We start from the raw sequence: 19,436 nt of genomic DNA on the forward strand, positions 1-19,436 counted from the left end.
GAATTATTCAATCTGACGATTGGATACGGATTAAATTTATGCAAGCCAATGCAAGCGGAGACCAGTATTGGGCCCCTGATCAATTGATGAGTTCAGTTTATTTAAGTAGTGACGATAGAACGGATCATAAAATCTATGGATTATCAACAGATAACTCGATAGGAATCGGAATCTTTTTTAGAAATTCATTAGGACAGGGCAATTGGACAAAGGAATTTTGGGAATACAAAGGGATAGATGCTGAAAAATCTTGGGTTCAACGAGATAAGTTTTGGATAGAACCACCGGTAGAACTTCCCCCTTTACATGATAGAAAAACCCCTTTTGAAATTATTTCAGCCAAGAAATGCACGTATAAAGGTAAAAAAGCATTTGTTATATAATCAAATACAGTAAAAAACAACATCCTCAAGTTACATCAATCGCATGAATGAGGCCGTTGATGTCTACAGCGATATGACGCTTGATTCCCGATACTTTCTTTCCGGCATCGTAGCTTTTTTACCAGCTATCCATGTGTTTTTTACGCCCATCTTGCTCACGATACATTTCGATTCATTTTTTTATTCACTTTTTCGAGAAGACTTATGCCATTCTCATCTACTGTCCGCCAAATCTGATAGTAGGAATAGACTGTTCCCCATGCATATGATAAAAAAAGAACAGGTTGATTTACAAGATCAGTTTGTTCAAAATCAAAAACAATTTATTTATCAATTATTTGGATTAACAGGGTAAAGGACGATTCCGGTAGGAATCCACATTGTTCTTTGGGATATATCCTTTATTTGCACCAGAAGAACCAAAAGAGGTCCATTATTTCACAGTGGATCTCTTTTTTCTCTGCTTTATACGAATTTGTAACATATATAAATGCTGTTAATGATTGGACAACGGATGGAGCAACTCTCCCAAGAAATATTAAGATCACAATTATAATTGATATTGCTAATCTCTTTCTTTTGAAATTTTCATTTTTAGGACTCTAGTAATATTAGGATGTGAAAAAAAAAGAAATTTCTCATCTAAAAATGGTTATACAAACCATTACATGAAAAGGTATGGTAAAATAGAGGAGACATGTGTATAGGGAATTCGAATTCGGGTCTTTTACCGAATTCGAATCTCTTCCCCATCAAGAGGTAAGATAGTGCAGGATAAGAACAACTAATGGATGTGTGAATTTATATATTTTTGTTAATTTTGTAAATAGGATGTAGACATGAAAACTTTTTTATAGTATGCGCAGTTTTTTAAAATAAAAACGGCCACATAAGATATTTTATGTGTACAAGAGGAGGAAATTTCTATGAAATCAACAGGTATTGTACGAAAAGTTGATGACCTTGGTCGGGTTGTGATACCGAAGGAAACGAGGCGTACACTCAACATTCACGAAAAAGACTCACTAGAAATACTGGTAGAAGGCGAAATGATTATTCTCCAAAAATATAAATCGTATGGTACTTGTCCCATTACAGGAGAAATTTCTTCCCAGCATATCAAGCTAGCGGATGGAAAGTTGACGTTGAGTCCAGAGGGGGCAAAACAATTATTAGCTGAATTAGAACAATACAAAGTAACGGTATGAAAAGAATAACTGCCATTATTTCTTTATTGAAGGACGGACTATGCCAATAGCCCCTTCTTTTATTATTATAACTACACAGTTATCTTAATTCTGTCATATCATAATGAAAGAGTCCATTACAATAAGTAATGGACTTCCACTAAAATGACAAAGAGTAGCTTGGTGTTATGTCAAGAAAAAAGACACATTAAACAGAGACATTTTATTCGTTACGCAGCTTGAGATTGTTGTTTTTCATAAAACCTTTTTTCAAATTGAATCGGTGATACATACTTCAGTGCAGAATGGCTACATTTTCGATTGTAAAATACTTCAATATATTTAAAAATACTGGATTTTGCTTCTTCTCGTGTTCTATATTTTTTCGGATAGACCCATTCTTTTTTTTATACACTATGAAAAGATTCAATCACTGCATTATCATAACAATTTCCTTTACGGCTCATACTTACTTGGAATTTTTCTTTTTTTTTAAGATTTTTTGATATTCATGAGAAGCATATTGACTCCCTCTATCGCTATGATGAATGATGTCTTCGGCAATCGTTTCTTGGGCTACAGCGCGTTGTAATGCCTGGATTACTAGTTCTTTGTCATACGAGCATCTATGTGCCAACCTATAATTTTTCGTGTGTATAAATCCATAATACTTGCTAAATACAACCAACCTTCATCTGTATGAATATATGTGATATCTGACATCCATATTTGATTCGGTTTATTGGCTACAAAATTTACTATCATGTACATTTGCGGTTGTAAATGCATACGACAATATAACACCTTCTGGTGTAGAACAGACATGAGTTTTATATCCCTTATACCAACCATAGCGAGTAGATTTTCCCCATTTCGCTTGAGAATCATATAAACTACTCCGTAAGGCTGTACTATCAATTAAAACGCACGGAATTAACCCTACATTCTTTTCTTGAAGAATTTGTTTATGAAGCAACGGAATTTCTTCGTTGCGAAACCAAGTGCCTACACGTGAAAAAGTAGATATATGAGGAACAAGCGAAAGGCCACAAGATACACGAAATGAAGGATATTGATGTAAAAAACGAGTTAACTTACGTAATGAATTAATCTGGAATACCGTTTTTATAAAAAAACATTTGAGTAAAGCTTTTCTACAGATGGGTGGGCGGCCTGTCATAGGCGGAACGCCTCCAATGGTTAAACTGTCTACGTAGGCAAATAAAATTTGTAAAATGGATTGATTTTGATCAAAATTGGTTATCATACTAGTAAATCCGTCCTTTCTGGAGATAGTTTTAGGATACTATCATTCTTCCAGGAAAACGGGTTTCTTTATGCATTCATTTTTGGATATTTATGAGTTTTGCAACACCCTCATTATACATTCGTAAGGGAAATCAGCTGTTTTTATTTTGTTTTGCTACTTTGTGCATCAGAATATCTAGGAACCCACTGACTAGGCGGGGGAATAACAATAGATTACCGAATATTTACTACAGTAAAAACTTGCCCTATTTAAAACACCTGAGTTCATCAGCACTTTTTTTGTCCGTTTTAAAGGCAAATATAATCAACTATTTATAGACATACGATGTTATAGTAGTTGTTGAAATCAAATCTTTATGTGCTGTATTTCTCTAACTGTTTCTTAAAATGTATCTGTTCACTTAAGCCCTAGTCTCTAGCTAGGGCTTATTCCCGTTTTTCTGTCCGTATATCTATCCCGAGAATTTCCGCGAATCATTTTATCTCTACTTAAATATCCTATAGAATGTTTAGGTAGATTAATTCTTAATGAACTCTATACATCATATTTTGTCTGTTTTCGGGACTGATTTGTTCATTTTTTATAAAGATAAGATGGTATAATTATAATTACTGGTAAACATCCAGTCGATATATTTGTCTATTTTTTTAATTTCTGTATCCTGCCAGCTAAGCCCTAGACCTTAATCTAGGGCTTAGCTATTTTCACTCTGTATAAATAGAGAGGTTTCCTATGTATACATCTGATGTTCTCCACTTACAAAAACAAATGGAAGAAAAAAAGAAACAACTGCGACGGTTGGTAAAAGCACACGGATATACAGACCCAATTGTTCTTGCTTCTAGCCAAGAACTAGACCAATTCGTGTATCTTTTTATGCGTGATTACTCTCCTCGAACAGTTAAATGTAAAAAATGATTCCAATTCATCAATATAATTGGAATCATTTTTTACATATGTCCTCTATATTTTATTATAATTGGACTGGTTCTATTGCAAAGTTTCTGGAGCTAGACTGTAGAAAAAATAAGATGGGGAGCATAACATATGGGATATTTTAATGGAAAACAATTTGAGATAGACATTATCTTGATAGCCGTCGGCTATTATTTAACGAATTTCCCGAAAGAATTCTCCTTCCTCAAGCGTGTGAAGGGCGTAGCCCAACGGTAGGTGGGCGATGAATTTCGGTACAGATCCAGGGCCGGGAACAGACCTTCACCATATAAGAGCAACCGATGTATCTGTGAACAGTTCACGTGGTAATTTTGATAATGGAGGAACTCCTCATTTAGAAGCAACAGATTGTAAATATGATAATGATTCTTGGGAACCTCGTGATAATGTAAAAGGAGAAATTGATCTTGAATTAAATGATAGAGTGAACAACAATACGTCTCCTTATATGGGACGAATATCGGCCTTACTACAATGGCATAAACAGGATCCAGTGGATGATTTGGAACGAAGGCGTAATGAACTTATTTATACAAAGTATCAACAGAATCGGAATCCATTTATTGATTATCCTGAATGGATTCAGCAAATTTGGAACTCATACTAAAATATTTTTATAATCAGTTATATTGTAAAAGTTTATTAAGAGGTAAAAAGATGATATTGTATATATCTGAATTTTATACAATTAGTCAACCTGTATTTTTAGATAATTAATAGTTAATCCATTTTGGTTAGTAAATGAATTGATAAATCTGTATGTAAGAGGTTAATTTTTAGTCATAATATATTAATCCTAATCAGGATTAATATTAAAATAGATTAATACTTGATCGATCATTTCTCGATGGTGTGCTGTTAAACAAGTTGTTAATTTTATTTGTGTATATTGTTTTAATTTGTATATTAAAGGGAGCAGTTTAATAGCGTTAGATCTAGTATGAGCAGTTATGTGAACATCTCGAAAAAAGACAGCCATTTTTTAGGGGATTCTGGGAATTGTGAAATGAGCAGAAAATAAATTAAAACCAAAAGGTAGATATCCCTCTTAGAAATGAAATATCTACCTTTTATGTTATAAATTCATTTTTTACATAAAAAATGATAAAAACATGGGTACAAAATAATTTGGCATTGGAATATGTATCATTATTATCCTCTTTAATACAATTATAAAATAATATTTTTAATAATTAGTTTCATAACAATGTACATTTAGAAACCACTGAGTAAAAAAGCTTATATTGAGAATTATACAAGAATTTACAAATTTTAAGTTTTTATAGAATTTCCAAGTAGAAGTCGGATATAAGGAATGAAGGTTTATTCTTTTTTGATTATATATGGCTTTCTAGTCCGTCTATTATTAGACTAGCTGCTTTATACGATTTTAATCCCCGCATATTTCAGATTCCTTTTTGATAAATAGATTTCCGGCTACAATGTCCTATTATTTCCATTGATTTTTCTAAAAATTTAGTATAAATTATAAATAAGTTCAAATAACAAGTTCAAATGAACTCTTAGGAAACTTATTTTTACAATTGCTAGATTGCAAAAAGGTGGGGGAGCAATGTGCTGGGAATTTTGGTTCATTCTCGCAGGTATCTTTCTTCTTGTAGAACTACTTTCTTTACAGCTTTATTTTCTTTGGCTTAGCATGGGATTTATCGTCGGAGGACTGATGTCCTTTATTGTTCCTGATGTTTTCACATTACAAATGATTGTCGGAATGATTATGAGTATCATTCTTACTATTTGTACTAAACCTATCACAACTCATTTTCAAACAACAATAGGTTTTAATAATACCGTAGACCAACTAACTGGGGAAACAGGAATGGTTATTCGAGATATACCACATGATGGTGAGGGGATAGTAAAAGTAGGTAAAGAAACTTGGACAGCTCGTTCGAGGGTGAAAATTAAATCTGGACAGAAAGTAATTGTGATGAGTAGAAAAAGTACCGTTTTATATGTGAAGGAGGAAAATAAATGAATATATTAGGGCTTATTATCATGATAGTTTTTATTAGTCTCGTTGTTCTTTCTATGGCATTAACTATAAAAATTGTTCCTCAGCAACAAGTCGGGGTTATTGAAAGACTAGGAAAATTCCAGCGTATTATGCAACCTGGATTAAATGTTTTGATTCCTTTTATTGATCGTGTTCGTATCTATCATGATTTAAGGATTCAGCAAACAAATGTCCCCCCACAAAAAGTAATCACAAAAGATAATGTACAAGTAGAAATTGATACGATTATTTTTTATCAAATTGTGGATCCAGAACTAGCAACATATGGGATATCCAATTATGAATATGGTGTGCGTAACATTACCTCCGCAACCATGCGTCAAATTATTGGAAACATGGAACTCGATGAAACTTTATCCGGACGCGAAAAAATTTCAATGGAAATTCGCCTCGCATTGGACGAAGCAACCGAAAGATGGGGCGTTCGTATTGAACGTGTGGAAATAGTAGATATTAACCCGCCTAAGGAAATACAAGAAGCAATGGAAAAACAAATGAAAGCAGAACGTAATAAACGTGCCATTATTTTAGAGGCAGAGGCTGCTAAGCAAGATAATGTCCTTCGTGCTGAGGGAGAAAAACAGAGTAAGATTTTAATGGCCGAGGGGGCAAAAGAAGCACGTATACGTGCCGCTGAAGGGATACGCGAGGCAAAAGATTTAGAAGCACAAGGGGAAGCAAGGGCTATTGAAACAATTGCTAAAGCAGAACAAAACCGAATAAAATGTATACGTACGGCAGGATTAGATGAACAATTTTTAGCTTATAAGTCATTTGAATCATTAATAGAAGTCGCCAAAGGGCCTGCAAATAAAGTCTTTCTTCCATCAAATGTGGTTGAGACGCTAGGCACTCTTGGAGCTATTGGAGAAATCTTTACAGACAAAAATAAAAAGACATTGACTTCATCCTCTGTAATAGAAGAAACCGAATAGGTAATATTCTCAGCTGAAGTCTAATAGGCTCATATTGAGTTCAGCCACATATACATCACGACAGCTTAAAGAAAAATAGTAATAATAGTCGACGACTATGAAGTGACCTCCAAAAGTTAGACAGAGCGTTTCATTAGGCAGCCTCTAGAGTATGAGCCGGTATTGTAAGAGAGCACTGAAAAACTTACGTTTTTTATAAATAAATTTATTTTTGAGAAAGATAGGGCGTTTCTTGTTCAATTTGGAACAGGAAACGCCCTATCTTTTTGTCTATTCATTATCCTTTTTCATTCAGAAGCTTCAAGATTCTTTTTAGATTGACAATGAATATCGTTGTTGCTCCCGGAATGAGCTCTAGTGCTAAAACTTCAGGCCACTTGAAAATACTATATTAAGCTTGGACATACTAATACTATTATTCTTAAAAAGGTGTGTAATTAGTATGAAAAAGGCAACTTCGTTTAAATGGAAGTACTATCAGCCAAATATTATTTTTTTAACCGTGTGCTGGTAGCTACGGTACAATCTCAGTTTTCATGATTTGGTAGAAGTGATGGAAGAACGAGGACTATACTTAACCTATACAACCATTATGCGGTGGGGTCATCAATATGGGCCTGAATTAGATAAGTGAATTCGACGTCATCTCAAACAAACAACTGACTTCTAGAGAATAGATAAGACGTACATAAAAATAAAAGGACAATGGATGTACCAGATAAAATATCTAAATAACATCGTGGAGCAAGATCATCGTTGCATTAGAAAATGATCAGTCTGTTCAAAATCAAAAACAATTCATTCATCAATTATTTGGATTAACAGGATAAAGGACGATTCAGGAAGGAATTCTTCGTTTTGCCTTTTATAAAAGGACATTTTATAAAAGGCAAAACGAAGAATTCGTTGTTATAGTGATAAAGGCCTAACTTTGAGTTGATGAAATTCCTGGATGCTTTTTTGACTCTTTTTTAATGTAAAGATTTTTCAAAGAGTCCTTATAATCTATTACGCTTGAGCCAAAAATCGTTTTCAGCTTGAGAGCGCGCTTCAATCTAAGCGGTGTTAGCAACACATGAATAAAATGACTTGAAAAACTGAATTATTTTTTAATATGAAAGGTATGAAAAAACATTATGAAAAAACAACTTGTAACCTATATGATGCTTACTTCACTTGTAACCACGGGGGTATGCCAACTCAATTATGTATTTGGCCCCTCTGTAGTTCATGCGGAACAGCTAGAAGAATTGGATCTTTCATCAGCTTTACGAAAACTTGGGGCGCATGCTAAAGTAACGCCATTACAAATTGATCAAACATTAATACATCCTACTATCAATTTAGTGGAAATTCCTGCACTAAATTCAACACACCAGGAGATTAAAAACGCTATGCAAGAATGGTCAGAAAACCTATATCCATTTTTAGTTGAATTATCTTCTCGTGGGCAAGTATTTGTAGATAAGTTTGATAGTTATTATCCCATTCTACAAGACTTGAATGAAAATCCAGAAAAACAAGAGGAGAAAACAGAACGATTAGAGGCATTGAAAAAAACAATTCGATTGAATCAATCAAAAATTCAAAGTTATATAAATGAATTGGAAACATTTCAGAACGGACTTACAAAAAAAATCTCTAAATTAGATAAACATGTAGAGAAAGGGCAAGACTTTCTTGGTAAAGACGGCAAAATCAATTCTTTAAAAGAGGAGATTAAGACCGCACAAGAAGCAATTTCAAAAGACTTGAACGGAATTGCCTTGATACCTGGCTCAATGAACGCCGCTGGATTCGGTGTATTTAAAGAGGTTTATATACTGGCAAAAGATATTATAAAACCTGTTGCAGAAACAGCGGCAGCAGTTGTAAATAAAGGAAAAGAAATAGAAAAGTCTATACAGGATGCTGAAAAAACAGCTGAAGAAAGCGCGAGAGCAGCGGGTAAAACGGAACAAGAAATTGAAGCTGCGAAAAAAGCGGCTCGTCAAGAAATAGAAAAAGATAAAAAAGCAGAATTAAGCGCGGCAGCAAATGCAAAAGCAAAAGAATATGATTTAATTACTATACTAGATCCCAAGCGAATCGATGAAATAACAAATGCATTTGGAAAAGTCACCACTTTAACTGTAGAAAATAAGACAGCTTTAAATGATTTATCGGTACAAAATGAAAAACTATATAATATGACTCAAAAGTTACAAATAGCAGACTTACAAAAAGCGAGCATGCTTCTTATGCAAAACGATATTCATCTTTTTGCTGAACAAATAAATGAAGAAATTAATCTTTTAACTCAATATAAAAAAGATTGGAATGAAATAAATACGAGTATCGATTATGCATCTCAAGCTGAAACAGCAAAAGATACACGTGAAGCTTTAAAAAGGGTAAAAAGCTTACGAAATCAATTAGAAAAACAACTAACTAGTTTTGATACAAATTAGAAACATTTCAACATCAAGTTAAAATGTATTTCACATTCTGGAGGACAATATGAAAAAAATGAATTATAAAGTACTCACATTAGCAACACTAGCTACTATTATGGGCGCTAGCCAGACGCTTCCTCTTCATACATTTGCCCAAGAAAAAGTTGTTCAAAAAGAGGATAAATATCAATTAGGGCCAGAAGGAATAAAAACGGCATTAGCAGAGACTGGATCTCACATCATTGCTATGAACTTATATGCAAATACAATGTTAAAACAACCTGATATTAATCTTTCTGATTTATCTTTAGGCGCAGAAGGGGATGTGTTAAAAGATAATATTAAAAAACATCAAATCACAGCAAGGTCGAATGCAACTTACTGGTTTGATAAGGCAAAACCCCAAATTCATACTGTGGCAAATGGTATTGTCAATTATAATGCGCAATTTCAAGAATATTATACAACATTAGTAGACGCAGCAAAGACAGGTGCTACAGAAACCATCAAAGAAGGTTTAGAGGACTTTTGTGAAACACTGAGTGAAAACGCTGATAAGGCTGACAAAGTCATTACCATGTTGAACGAATTTAAAGGGAAATTATACAATGACACGGCAGCATTACGAACAGATGTAGATGGTACAACAGATACAATTGGGCTGACTACGCTATTAGCAGGTAACAACGCTCTTATTCCACAATTAAAAAAAGAAGTTGAAGAGTTAGAGTCTGTGAAAAATCAGCACTTTAAGGATATATTAGGATGGGGAATTGGTGGCGGCGTTGGTACGGTTGTTTTATTAGGGGGCGCGATTGGAGGAGGAGTAGCAATAGTAGTAACAGGTGGGACCGCAACACCATTGGTGATTGGGGGGCTTACCGCCTTAACAGCCGCTGGTATTGGGTTAGGAACAGCATCGGGTGTGATGCTAGCAAATCATTTTAAAGCACATGATGACGCTGCTGACAAGATTCATAAATTAAATGCACAAGCAGATCAAGCCCAACAAGCTATCATTTCATTAACCGCTGCAAAAGCAAATCTAACGACGCTTTATCAAACAGTGGATCAGGCGATTTCTTCCCTTACAGAAATGAAAAAACAGTGGACAAAAATGTCGACAAATTACAAAATATTAATTGAGAATGTTGATAATATGGATTCAGCAGCATTATCTCTATTAGAAGATGATTTAGCTGTAGCTCAGAAGGAGTGGCAAAATATTTATGAGAAAACCGTACAAATCATAAAAGATATGCCACAGAAAGAAGAAACACGCTAATAGTGCATGATGGACTTGTCTTGACTATAGGAGAAAAGCTGTTTGCTTCATAGTCAAGACAGTTCTATCAGAAAAAAACTTTTTATTTTAGTAGTTAAACATGGATGTGTTATCTACTAAAATAAAAAGTTTACTTATATTTTTGATGTACTTATATCAATTATATGCATTCATATAATTTCAAACCTTAAAATGCAGATTCTTTAAATGAAAGAGCTTCAACAAGTGTTACTTAAAAGGAGGATAAAATAATGAAAAAGATTCCACATAAGATACTAATTACAGCAACTGTATTAACGTTTACAACAGTAAATTTAGTTATTTCTACTGCAACCTTTGCAAGTGAAATGGATAATAAGCAAACAAGTCCCGATATACTTTTTGAAGATAAAATATGGGAAGATACCTTACGAAAATCAGGTGATTTTGCTCAAATAATGAACCAGTATTCATATGTATTATTACGTAATCCAATGGTTACATTTGAAGGAGTTGACATGAAAGAAAAGCCAACTCTACCAAGTACTATTAAACAGCATCAAGAAAATGCAATTGAACATGCTAACACATGGGATAGTAAAGTAAAAAAAGAATTTCTGAGTGTTTTAGACGGAACTTTAGAATTTTCAGACACTTTCAAAGACTATTATACTGGTTTTGCTAAAGTACTAGAAGAAAAAGACACAGATGGTGTCGTAGAATATTTAACAGAATTCCAGATACATATTAAAGAAAATAGCGAAAAAGCAAAGCGATTAATAGGTACGTTACGCCAGTTTAAATATGACATCAGTACAGATTACCGTGAATTTAAGCAGGATAAATCAGATTTACACACTATCTTAACAACGAAAACTAAGGGATTAGAGGAGGATGAACGAAATCTACAAGAACTTCTAAGCAAGCAAAATAAAGTAGGATTCCAGGATACTATAGTCAAAATAGCATTGGGAGGGACTATGGCATCACCATTTGGTATCGTCCTGATTCCGTATCTATTGACGACTAAAAATAAGAAAAAAGAACTGGAATCTATTATAGGACAATTACAAGGGACAATCGATCTGGAAAAATCTATTAACCGAATTGTATCAATTGCATATGACAGTTTGGAAGAGATGAGCCTAGCTCTTGATCCTGCAATAAGCACTTTAGAAACTATGGCTACAGAATGGGATGATTTAGATAACAAATATGAAGGTATAGTGAAGGACCTTCAAAATGCAGATCAAAAAGTAAAAGATCAAAAATTCACTTTTTTACAGAAGACCCTAGATGGAGCAAACAATAAGTGGCAGCAAATAGCCCATACAGTATCTGTAATCAAACAAGGGGTAAAAGAATTCAAAGTTGAAGACTGAACTTTTTGTGAGGATATTTACCTAATTAGCAGTTGATTAGTTTTATATGAATGAAAATGAAAATGAAAATGAAAACATACATTTCAATCATGTTGTTTAAATATTTTTCAAACGAAGTAGCATACCATGTGGTATGCTTTTTTCTATTTGGAGTTTTCGTATGGCAATGAGTTTGGTTTTATCGCCATCAACAGTTCTGTTAAAAATCTCAAATCAAAACTATATAAATTAAGTTTAATATTTTAACAGTTGCTCCACACCTAATCTTTGTAAAATCTTTTCTGGGCATTGAGCGATATATTCTAAAAAAGACACTACAACACATGTACGTATTTCCTCTTGAAATGCATGAAAATGGTTAGAAATATGTGTTTCATCTTCATAGAACAGTATCATATCTTTGGATAAGTTCTTTTATCCAGTTTAACTCCCGTAATTCCTTATCCGTCAAAAAAAGAAAATTCATATTTTCGACTTCTCTTTTTCGACGGATATAGCATAAATTGTTTACCTTTAAAATATCTGATTTTGGATTCTCCTTATTCTAGTTTACAAAAGTTTATCTTCCTTTCAAAAACTTTGTAGCAGAACCTAATTTGGTAATACGAACCTTATTATTGAAAAAATCTCATGATTAAAATGAATCTTTTAGTTTGAAAATGTAATTATATGTCTGTTATATTAGAGCAACATACTCGACTTTCTCAATACAAAATATAAGAAAACCATGTAGAATAATAAGTATTATTAATTTATCCTCTAAAGTATATTTTCCCTTCACATAAAGGTTATATTTTTAGGTTTATTATACCAAATACAACAAAGAAAAATGTTTTATTAAAAAAAAACGCGAAAGGGATGATGACATATCGAACTCAAGCTAGTTTTACATTCTGTATTTAAAGATCTTTTCCAAGAGTATGAAAATGTACACTCTAAGATGTATTTCACATTTCAAAAATTAGAAGATGATTTTGTTTTTACAGATATTTGTCCAGAACTACTAAATTTAATTTTTCAAAAACGAGATGATTTAGTTGGGAAATCAGTGGATACCGCTCTCCATATAGGAGATAAAATAACAAGAAAAAAACTCAAACAACTGTATACGTTAGCATGGAATCAAAAAAAAGTTGTATTTTATTATTTTCCAGATAAAAACCCTGATGTTTTTATCATTACTTATCTAGAATCTCAAAAAGATTATAATCAGACTACAAAAGTCATGGGGCGTTGTATAGCCGTCTATAAAAGGGATTTACAATATCCTTTGCAACATGCCGAACAGGTTCTGGCCCTTTAACTGCCCCATGTTATACAGAATCCTAATAGGGGATATGATGTTATGCATCAAAATTTTATTTTTGTATATTTTTAATTGTTTGACGCATAATTTTGAGGGTTTGTATTAAAAATACTAATTCCTCTTTTGAAATCGCTTCTCCGTTTAAGGTGAAGCGATAGCATTCTAACAATGTTAGATCCTCTATATCCAAAATTTTTTTACTTGTTACATTCGAATGAACAATTAAATCACATATTTCCATATTGTATACGGTAGCAATTTTATGAAGTAAATCCAAGGTGGGGGGATAAACCCCCCTTTCAACTTTAGACAGGTTACTATAATCATATTTAATTTTCCTAGCCAAACTCTGTAGAGTATCACCAAACCTTTTTCGTGTTTCTTTAATTTTGAAGTGCATTTTTTCCCCTCCTCTTTATTCATTCTAATACAAATAATTATCTCAAACTCAAAGTACCCAAAGAGGTGTTTGTACGGAATAGCATTGAGTATTCAGCTGGTATCTGTTGAAATATATGTGATTTTACTTCCTAAGTATAGTATTTTCTATCTCTATAGTTGATTGAGAGATTTTATTTTTGTGCCATTTTTATAGGAAATCCCTTGGAAAATTAATATGTGGGGTACACATTGAATTATTACACTTCATGTAGTGTAGTATTTTAAGGTAGCTGTGTAGTTGCGAAGCTGGCAAAAGAATTATTAACTTATCCAGTGCTACCTGAGATAATAATATGTATAATGAATATCAACCAACTATGTAATGAGCATTTATGCGACTTGTTGCTAGATTTACAAAATGAACTGGTCAAGAAAAACTGGAACACGAAATAGATTATGCAATAGATTTTGAATACTGATACGGAGTCATTCCATTTAATGATGAGTGTGGACGAATGGAATGGTAATACATATAAATAAATTCAGCTACTAACTGCGTTACATGAGCGAGAGAAATCAATTTTTCTCCATGCAAACATTATTCAATCCCAGCGTTATCCCAACAGTCCCCCTCGCGGGACATGCTTTGTTGAATCTTTTGTTACTTACAAAAATCAGTAACCGTATAACTCGTAAACTGGGATCCTTGATCACTATGAAATACAATCTTTTTGTGACTCCCATAAACATTTCTAATTTGCTGAATTGTATCCTTTACTAGTTGCGCATCTTGATGAGTATCCAAAGAATAACCAAGCACCCGCGCCGGGTGCTACTATCTAATGCAGCACAAAAATACACATTTACTAAACGAAATTCTGTAATATCACATACAACTGTTGGAACATCTTTCTGACCAGGTTTAAAGGAACGCTCAAGTACATTTGGAAATATAGGATGGTCTTGCTTTCTTTTTTAGAATACGTGACAAATTTTGACTTCAATCCAGCTAGACATAAAGCTTGTCTTACTTGAGATAAGCTCACCCTAACGTCTCTATTTATAAGATAACGGTACAGCTTTCGATATCCCACTCTACCTTTTAAACGTTTAAATTGCATGACAATATAAGCCGCTGTCTTTTTACGTTTTTTCTGACCTCCAGTGGCTTTACGATGAAAATAGTCTAAAAACCACTAACAGACACTTGTAATCGATAGCAACGCCAGTGCACTCCAAATATATGGTGATATCGTTTGATAAACTAAAAATGTGTTAGTTTTGTTTTTTACCAGAGAAGGTTGACGCTTTTTAAAATTCATTTTCCTTTTTTCATTCCTGGATTTCTCTTCGTAAAGAACGTAGTTCTGCCATGGCAGTTCCCTTATTATCTAAAAATGGAGAAGAATATTTTTTCATCCATGAATTAGGAGTCCCATGTCCTAGATCAAATTCCCTTTGAATACTAGAGATTGTACGCCCTTCTTTGATTACCAATTCAACACATTGTTTTTTAAACGTTTCATCATACTGTTTTTTCATCTGAAACACCTCTTATATAGAATAATTTATCTCTATACTGTGTTCCAGTTTTACTGTACCATCTCAAAATAAACTAACACCTGATAGGAAGATACTGTGAACCCTTCTTTTCATGATACAAAAAAAAACTAATTTTCGATATATGTAATTGTGAAATACTAGTTGTCTTTTATTGAGAAATTTAAATGAGGTACAACTACATGCATAATAATCTGCTTTGGGGCAAACTTCTGCCCTCGAAGAGTTTGTCCTTTTTTGATCATATACATAGCTTCTATTCCGGTAATCATTTTTATAGCTGTAGGGAATGATTTCAATCCTAGCATATTCCAAATCCGTTTTTTGATAAACCGATGATCTTGCTCAATGATATTGTTTACGTATTTTTTTACACGAAGTGGTATACCGTGTGGTATACACTTTTCTTCCTTTAGTTCACGTACTGCAACAGGATAGGCTTTATCGCCATCAGCAGTTATCGAACGAGGTTTTGTGGCATGACCAGAGGCCAAGACTTTCTTTAGAAAACGTTTGGCAGCCTTCGCATCTCTTTTACGACTTAAATAAAAATCAATCGTGTTTCCTTCAGAATCATTTTGATGTATGTTTCATCCACACGCCAAGAATCATTGGTTGGTTTCAAATGTTTTCGAATACGCTCATTTAATTCTGGTCCATATTGATGCACCCATCGCATAATTGTTGTATGTACTAAGAATAATCCTCTTTCCTCCATCACTTCCACTAAATCACGAAGACTTAAAGTGTACCGCAGGTACCAACGTACGGTTAATACAATGATATCAGGCTGATACTGTTTCCATTTGAATATATTTTCTTTTTCCATACTGATCACACACCTTTTTTTAGTAATAGCACCAGTATTGCCAAGTTTGAAAGAGCATTTTCAAATCATTTCGCTTTTTTGCACCAGAACCAAAAATGAAGGGGTAAAATATTGATATAATTCCTCAGCAAATAATTGAAGTTCATCTTGAATCGAAAGATTCATAAAAAATGCCCTCCTTTCTGTGTATTTCTACAAAAAGAATAATGATTTTTTCGCTATATGGATACAAATTTATCTTGACTTGATAGTGAAGTATGGCGCCTACTAATACCTTATATAAAGTATAATTAATTGTAAGACTATTTGTATTAGTTCTTCATTTCAATACAGATACCATTTAAAGGAGAGATAAAGCAATGAAACTCAGCAAATTACAAAAAGGGGATTTAATTGGAATCTATTCCCCTTCATCACCAGCAACTTATACAGCGCCTAAAAGATTTGATCGAGCAAAAAAATTTTTGATGAGCAAGGGATTTAATATAATAGAAGGAAATTTAACTGTGAAACATGATAACTACCGATCTGGAAGCATTAAAGAAAGAGCAGAAGAACTTAATAAATTAATAAGGAACCCTAACATCAAATGTATAATGTCAACCATTGGTGGAATGAACTCAAATTCAATATTACCTTATATTGATTATGAGGCATTTATAAAAAATCCTAAAATAATGATAGGTTATTCAGATGTTACTGCGATATTACTAGGAATATACGCAAAAACTGGGATAAATACATTTTATGGGCCTGCACTAATCCCTTCATTCGGTGAATTTGAGCCATTTGTTAATTTTACATACGAATATTTTAGCGACATGTTGGAAAAAACGCAGAAACTACCATATAATATTAAAAAACCACCCTACTGGACGGATGAATTTATAAATTGGGAAGAAAAAGCTAGGGAAAAACAACGAACGGAAAATGATTGGATTTGCGTAAATAGTGGAAAAGCAACAGGTAGATTCATTGGAGGGAATTTAGATACTTTAACTGGCATTTGGGGTAGTGAATACATGCCTGAGATAAAAGAAGGAGATATCCTTTTTATCGAGGATACAACGAAAGATGCTGCTACTATTGAAAGAAGTTTTTCATTACTCAAAGTCAATGGAATATTTGATAAAATTTCTGGTTTAATCCTTGGAAAACATGAGCAATTTAACGATAATGGTACAAATAAAAAACCATATGAGATTCTATTAGAGGTTTTAAATGGTATTAACATACCCTTTATTGCAGAATTTGATTGCTGCCATACTCACCCGATGTTAACTGTCCCAATTGGTATTAAAATAGAGATGGATGCAACAAATAAAACAATAGCAATTCTTGAAGAATGGATAAATTAACCCCATTAAATACTAAAAGACTGATTAATCTAAACATGGATTAATCAGTCTTTTTAGTTAGTTATTTGGGAAATTCAGCTCTTTTTTCCCTTTTGGGGGTGTTAACTTTTCTTAAGTTGATGGGCATGTATAGTGACCCCTATAACAAAAAAATAGCACCTACTAACAGTGCCATTTTGAATTATGTTTGTTATGTTAATGATTCTAAAAATTTCTGTATATCTTCTACTCTCAGCCCTGTAAATTTTGCAATATCCTCTACAGGCATTCCATTTTTATGCATGCCACGAATTAATTGTGCAGGCTCAGCTAGTTTCCCTTCTTCCTTGCCTTCCTCACGAGCATGTGCTAATTTAAAGCTTGTTCATCAAATAAAACCTTTTCTCTGGCTTCATATTGTAATCGAAAGGAACTGTTTTGGCTCATGTCTTCCCATTTATTCATTGCCTTCTGTAGCATTGGGTCTTGATTCATCGCAATTTCCTCCAGTGTATGGGTTAATGATTTTAGTCTAACATCACTTTTTTGAGGACTGTTCCCACAACACATTCTATACATATAGGCTTTTCTTTTGTATGGTAGACGCTATTTTGATATGATATATACGTATAAACACTTGCAAAATCACAAACACAACAAAGACAGTCTGGCATAACTGTCTTTGTTGTGTTTTTTCATAAAAAAAAGCGGTCCAAAGTCCGCCTCTTTTATGCTTGTTCTATGATTTTCTTTACTTCTTCAATCGTGAGTTCACTTGCTTGTGCAATAGTTTCTATTGGAATCTGTAATCGATGCATACCGAGAATCATTTGACGTTTTCCTTCTCGAAGTCCTTCACCTCTACCTTCTTCTCTACCTTGTTCCCGTCCTTTATTTAACGCGTGTGCAAGGCCTGCCGCTTCATCCATCAAAATCTTTTCGCGTGCTTCGTATGCTTGACGGAACGAAGCATCTTGGCTCATGTGCTCCCATTTATCCATTGCCTTTTGTAAAATTGGATCTTGATTCATTGCAATCGCCTCCAGAGTATGTGTTAAATGCTCATCTTCATTAGCTGGTAATAGTAATAACCACCGAACAAAAGAATCTTCCCACGGATTCACTTTCTCTTCGCGCCATTGCTGTAGCAATTTTGGAATTTCCACGACATGAATTTCGATATCATCACTTAAAAGTTGCTGCTGTTGCATATTCCACAGTTTCCCCGTCGTATGAAATGCTTCATAGTCTTTAAACATGACAAAGTTCAATAAGTTGATTGTAATGGTTTTATGCAATGAGCTGTAGGGCATTCCCTTTTTTAATTGAGATGCATAGAGCTTACTCCAATAATAAAGGGAACGCTTTAAAAGGTCATGATTATTGTTCAACTGGATTTCAATGTTAATTTTGGTTCCAGTGTCTAATGTAGCCGATACGTCTAGAATCGATAATTTATCCTCTTCATGTTCTCGATGTAAATGTGGATCTTCGAATTGAAGGGATTGAATGGGAGATTCCAATGAATCAGCTAACATTGCATTTAGAAATGTTAACAAAATATCTTCGCTTCCGGATGTCCCGAATAATTGTTTAAAGGCAAAATCAATACGTAAATTGACCAATTTTTGATTGGACATGAGCTTCCTCTCCCTGTCTGATAAGATCTCTTTTTTCTTATTGTACATAAAAACAAATTGAACATGCAAACAGGCTCTTATGATTAACATAAGAGCCTCACTGCAGATACATACAATAGATTAGATAACGACCATAACCTGACTTGAAAAACACCTAAAAATTTTCACAAAAGAAATCATATTTAGTATACACCTAATTAGAAATATATACAAAGAATGGTGAAACACATCGCTTTTTCATCATTGATTTATGATATGATATACTTGCGGATTCGGTTTGTGCAACAAGCTATGTAGGGATAATATACGTTTCACAATCAGCACATTTTCTGAAAGTAGCATATCTTACTACTCATAAGGCATGCTATGTTAATAATGTTCAAATAAAAAACGTCTTTTATGTGCTGATAAAAGACGTTTTTTTATGCCTAAAACCGCATAATGCAGCCCTTTCTCCAAGAAGTAAAAGACAAGATCTTTCAGTCTCCTGTTGTCCATTTTGATGAAACCGGTATGCGAGTAGAAAATAAAA

The 19,436-nt window shown here is 33.5% G+C and carries 14 protein-coding genes and 10 pseudogenes; 14 read left to right on the forward strand and 10 right to left on the reverse strand.

Going from position 1 to position 19,436, the window contains the following annotated elements:
- Window positions 1-383 (forward strand): annotated as a pseudogene (locus ACQRBL_RS30895) (Kunitz family serine protease inhibitor); the annotation flags it as partial.
- A gap of 28 nt (window positions 384-411) precedes the next feature.
- Here the strand turns inward: ACQRBL_RS30895 and ACQRBL_RS30900 are convergent.
- Window positions 412-530 (reverse strand): annotated as a pseudogene (locus tag ACQRBL_RS30900) (transposase); the annotation flags it as partial.
- Window positions 531-642: 112 nt separating this feature from the next.
- On the opposite strand from ACQRBL_RS30900, the pseudogene ACQRBL_RS30905 reads away from it, so the two are divergent.
- Together ACQRBL_RS30905 and ACQRBL_RS30910 are read left to right on the forward strand one after the other, a co-directional pair.
- Window positions 643-738: pseudogene (locus ACQRBL_RS30905) on the forward strand (IS6 family transposase); the annotation flags it as partial.
- Between the two features lie 571 nt (window positions 739-1,309).
- Window positions 1,310-1,591 carry an AbrB/MazE/SpoVT family DNA-binding domain-containing protein gene (locus ACQRBL_RS30910; RefSeq protein WP_000843033.1) on the forward strand — a complete coding sequence of 94 codons (282 nt, stop codon included), beginning with the start codon at window positions 1,310-1,312 and terminating at the stop codon, window positions 1,589-1,591.
- 209 nt (window positions 1,592-1,800) lie between these two features.
- Here the strand turns inward: ACQRBL_RS30910 and ACQRBL_RS30915 are convergent.
- Window positions 1,801-2,323, reverse strand: a pseudogene (locus tag ACQRBL_RS30915) (IS3 family transposase); the annotation flags it as partial.
- Between the two features lies 1 nt (window position 2,324).
- Window positions 2,325-2,837: pseudogene (locus ACQRBL_RS30920) on the reverse strand (transposase); the annotation flags it as partial.
- A gap of 735 nt (window positions 2,838-3,572) precedes the next feature.
- On the opposite strand from ACQRBL_RS30920, the gene ACQRBL_RS30925 reads away from it, so the two are divergent.
- The 9 genes and pseudogenes from ACQRBL_RS30925 to ACQRBL_RS30965 all read left to right on the forward strand — a co-directional run bounded on the left by ACQRBL_RS30925 (window position 3,573) and on the right by ACQRBL_RS30965 (window position 13,154).
- The gene (locus tag ACQRBL_RS30925; protein ID WP_023523747.1) at window positions 3,573-3,758 is read left to right on the forward strand and encodes an aspartyl-phosphate phosphatase Spo0E family protein; all 186 of its coding nucleotides are present in this window, start codon (window positions 3,573-3,575) and stop codon (window positions 3,756-3,758) included.
- Window positions 3,759-4,023: 265 nt separating this feature from the next.
- Window positions 4,024-4,404: pseudogene (locus ACQRBL_RS30930) on the forward strand (endonuclease); the annotation flags it as partial.
- A 966-nt stretch (window positions 4,405-5,370) separates the two neighbouring features.
- A complete protein-coding gene (locus ACQRBL_RS30935; protein ID WP_023523745.1) occupies window positions 5,371-5,796 on the forward strand; it encodes an NfeD family protein in 426 nt (141 codons plus the stop codon).
- A complete protein-coding gene (locus ACQRBL_RS30940) occupies window positions 5,793-6,770 on the forward strand; it encodes an SPFH domain-containing protein (RefSeq protein WP_001023155.1) in 978 nt (325 codons plus the stop codon). Before ACQRBL_RS30935 ends, ACQRBL_RS30940 begins: the two co-directional genes overlap by 4 nt.
- A 442-nt stretch (window positions 6,771-7,212) precedes the next feature.
- Window positions 7,213-7,600: pseudogene (locus ACQRBL_RS30945) on the forward strand (hypothetical protein).
- Between the two features lie 306 nt (window positions 7,601-7,906).
- A complete protein-coding gene (locus tag ACQRBL_RS30950) occupies window positions 7,907-9,220 on the forward strand; it encodes an HBL/NHE enterotoxin family protein (protein WP_411996649.1) in 1,314 nt (437 codons plus the stop codon).
- A gap of 49 nt (window positions 9,221-9,269) precedes the next feature.
- Window positions 9,270-10,490, forward strand: coding sequence for an HBL/NHE enterotoxin family protein (locus ACQRBL_RS30955; protein ID WP_097983967.1), 1,221 nt, complete (start codon window positions 9,270-9,272; stop codon window positions 10,488-10,490).
- Window positions 10,491-10,741: 251 nt separating this feature from the next.
- Window positions 10,742-11,851 (forward strand): HBL/NHE enterotoxin family protein, encoded by a 1,110-nt coding sequence (locus ACQRBL_RS30960; RefSeq protein ID WP_023523742.1) that lies wholly within the window; start codon window positions 10,742-10,744, stop codon window positions 11,849-11,851.
- 940 nt (window positions 11,852-12,791) lie between these two features.
- Window positions 12,792-13,154 carry a hypothetical protein gene (locus tag ACQRBL_RS30965; RefSeq protein ID WP_023523741.1) on the forward strand — a complete coding sequence of 121 codons (363 nt, stop codon included), beginning with the start codon at window positions 12,792-12,794 and terminating at the stop codon, window positions 13,152-13,154.
- A gap of 55 nt (window positions 13,155-13,209) precedes the next feature.
- On the opposite strand, the gene ACQRBL_RS30970 is transcribed toward ACQRBL_RS30965, so the two are convergent.
- The 5 genes and pseudogenes from ACQRBL_RS30970 to ACQRBL_RS30990 form a co-directional block, all read right to left on the reverse strand.
- On the reverse strand, window positions 13,210-13,557 hold the full coding sequence (locus ACQRBL_RS30970; RefSeq protein ID WP_023523740.1) for a helix-turn-helix domain-containing protein: 348 nt from the start codon (window positions 13,555-13,557) through the stop codon (window positions 13,210-13,212).
- Window positions 13,558-13,992: 435 nt separating this feature from the next.
- The gene (locus tag ACQRBL_RS30975; protein ID WP_000546009.1) at window positions 13,993-14,133 is read right to left on the reverse strand and encodes an integrase core domain-containing protein; all 141 of its coding nucleotides are present in this window, start codon (window positions 14,131-14,133) and stop codon (window positions 13,993-13,995) included.
- 66 nt (window positions 14,134-14,199) lie between these two features.
- Entirely contained in the window at window positions 14,200-14,358 is a 159-nt protein-coding gene (locus ACQRBL_RS30980; protein ID WP_004410082.1) for a DDE-type integrase/transposase/recombinase, read from the reverse strand.
- Between the two features lie 512 nt (window positions 14,359-14,870).
- The gene (locus ACQRBL_RS30985; protein ID WP_023523739.1) at window positions 14,871-15,080 is read right to left on the reverse strand and encodes a transposase; all 210 of its coding nucleotides are present in this window, start codon (window positions 15,078-15,080) and stop codon (window positions 14,871-14,873) included.
- A 158-nt stretch (window positions 15,081-15,238) separates the two neighbouring features.
- Window positions 15,239-15,927, reverse strand: a pseudogene (locus ACQRBL_RS30990) (IS6 family transposase).
- Window positions 15,928-16,286: 359 nt separating this feature from the next.
- Here ACQRBL_RS30990 and ACQRBL_RS30995 point away from each other — a divergent pair.
- Window positions 16,287-17,285 carry a S66 family peptidase gene (locus tag ACQRBL_RS30995; protein ID WP_000777410.1) on the forward strand — a complete coding sequence of 333 codons (999 nt, stop codon included), beginning with the start codon at window positions 16,287-16,289 and terminating at the stop codon, window positions 17,283-17,285.
- A gap of 190 nt (window positions 17,286-17,475) precedes the next feature.
- Here the strand turns inward: ACQRBL_RS30995 and ACQRBL_RS31000 are convergent.
- Window positions 17,476-17,786, reverse strand: a pseudogene (locus tag ACQRBL_RS31000) (Rpn family recombination-promoting nuclease/putative transposase); the annotation flags it as partial.
- 206 nt (window positions 17,787-17,992) lie between these two features.
- Complete coding sequence (locus tag ACQRBL_RS31005; protein WP_000070739.1) at window positions 17,993-18,904, reverse strand: Rpn family recombination-promoting nuclease/putative transposase; 912 nt, start codon at window positions 18,902-18,904, stop codon at window positions 17,993-17,995.
- Window positions 18,905-19,345: 441 nt separating this feature from the next.
- On the opposite strand from ACQRBL_RS31005, the pseudogene ACQRBL_RS31010 reads away from it, so the two are divergent.
- Window positions 19,346-19,436: pseudogene (locus tag ACQRBL_RS31010) on the forward strand (hypothetical protein); the annotation flags it as partial.

Origin of the sequence: Bacillus sp. AF62 (assembly GCF_050312695.1) — a bacterium.
Lineage (GTDB): Bacteria > Bacillota > Bacilli > Bacillales > Bacillaceae_G > Bacillus_A > Bacillus_A cereus.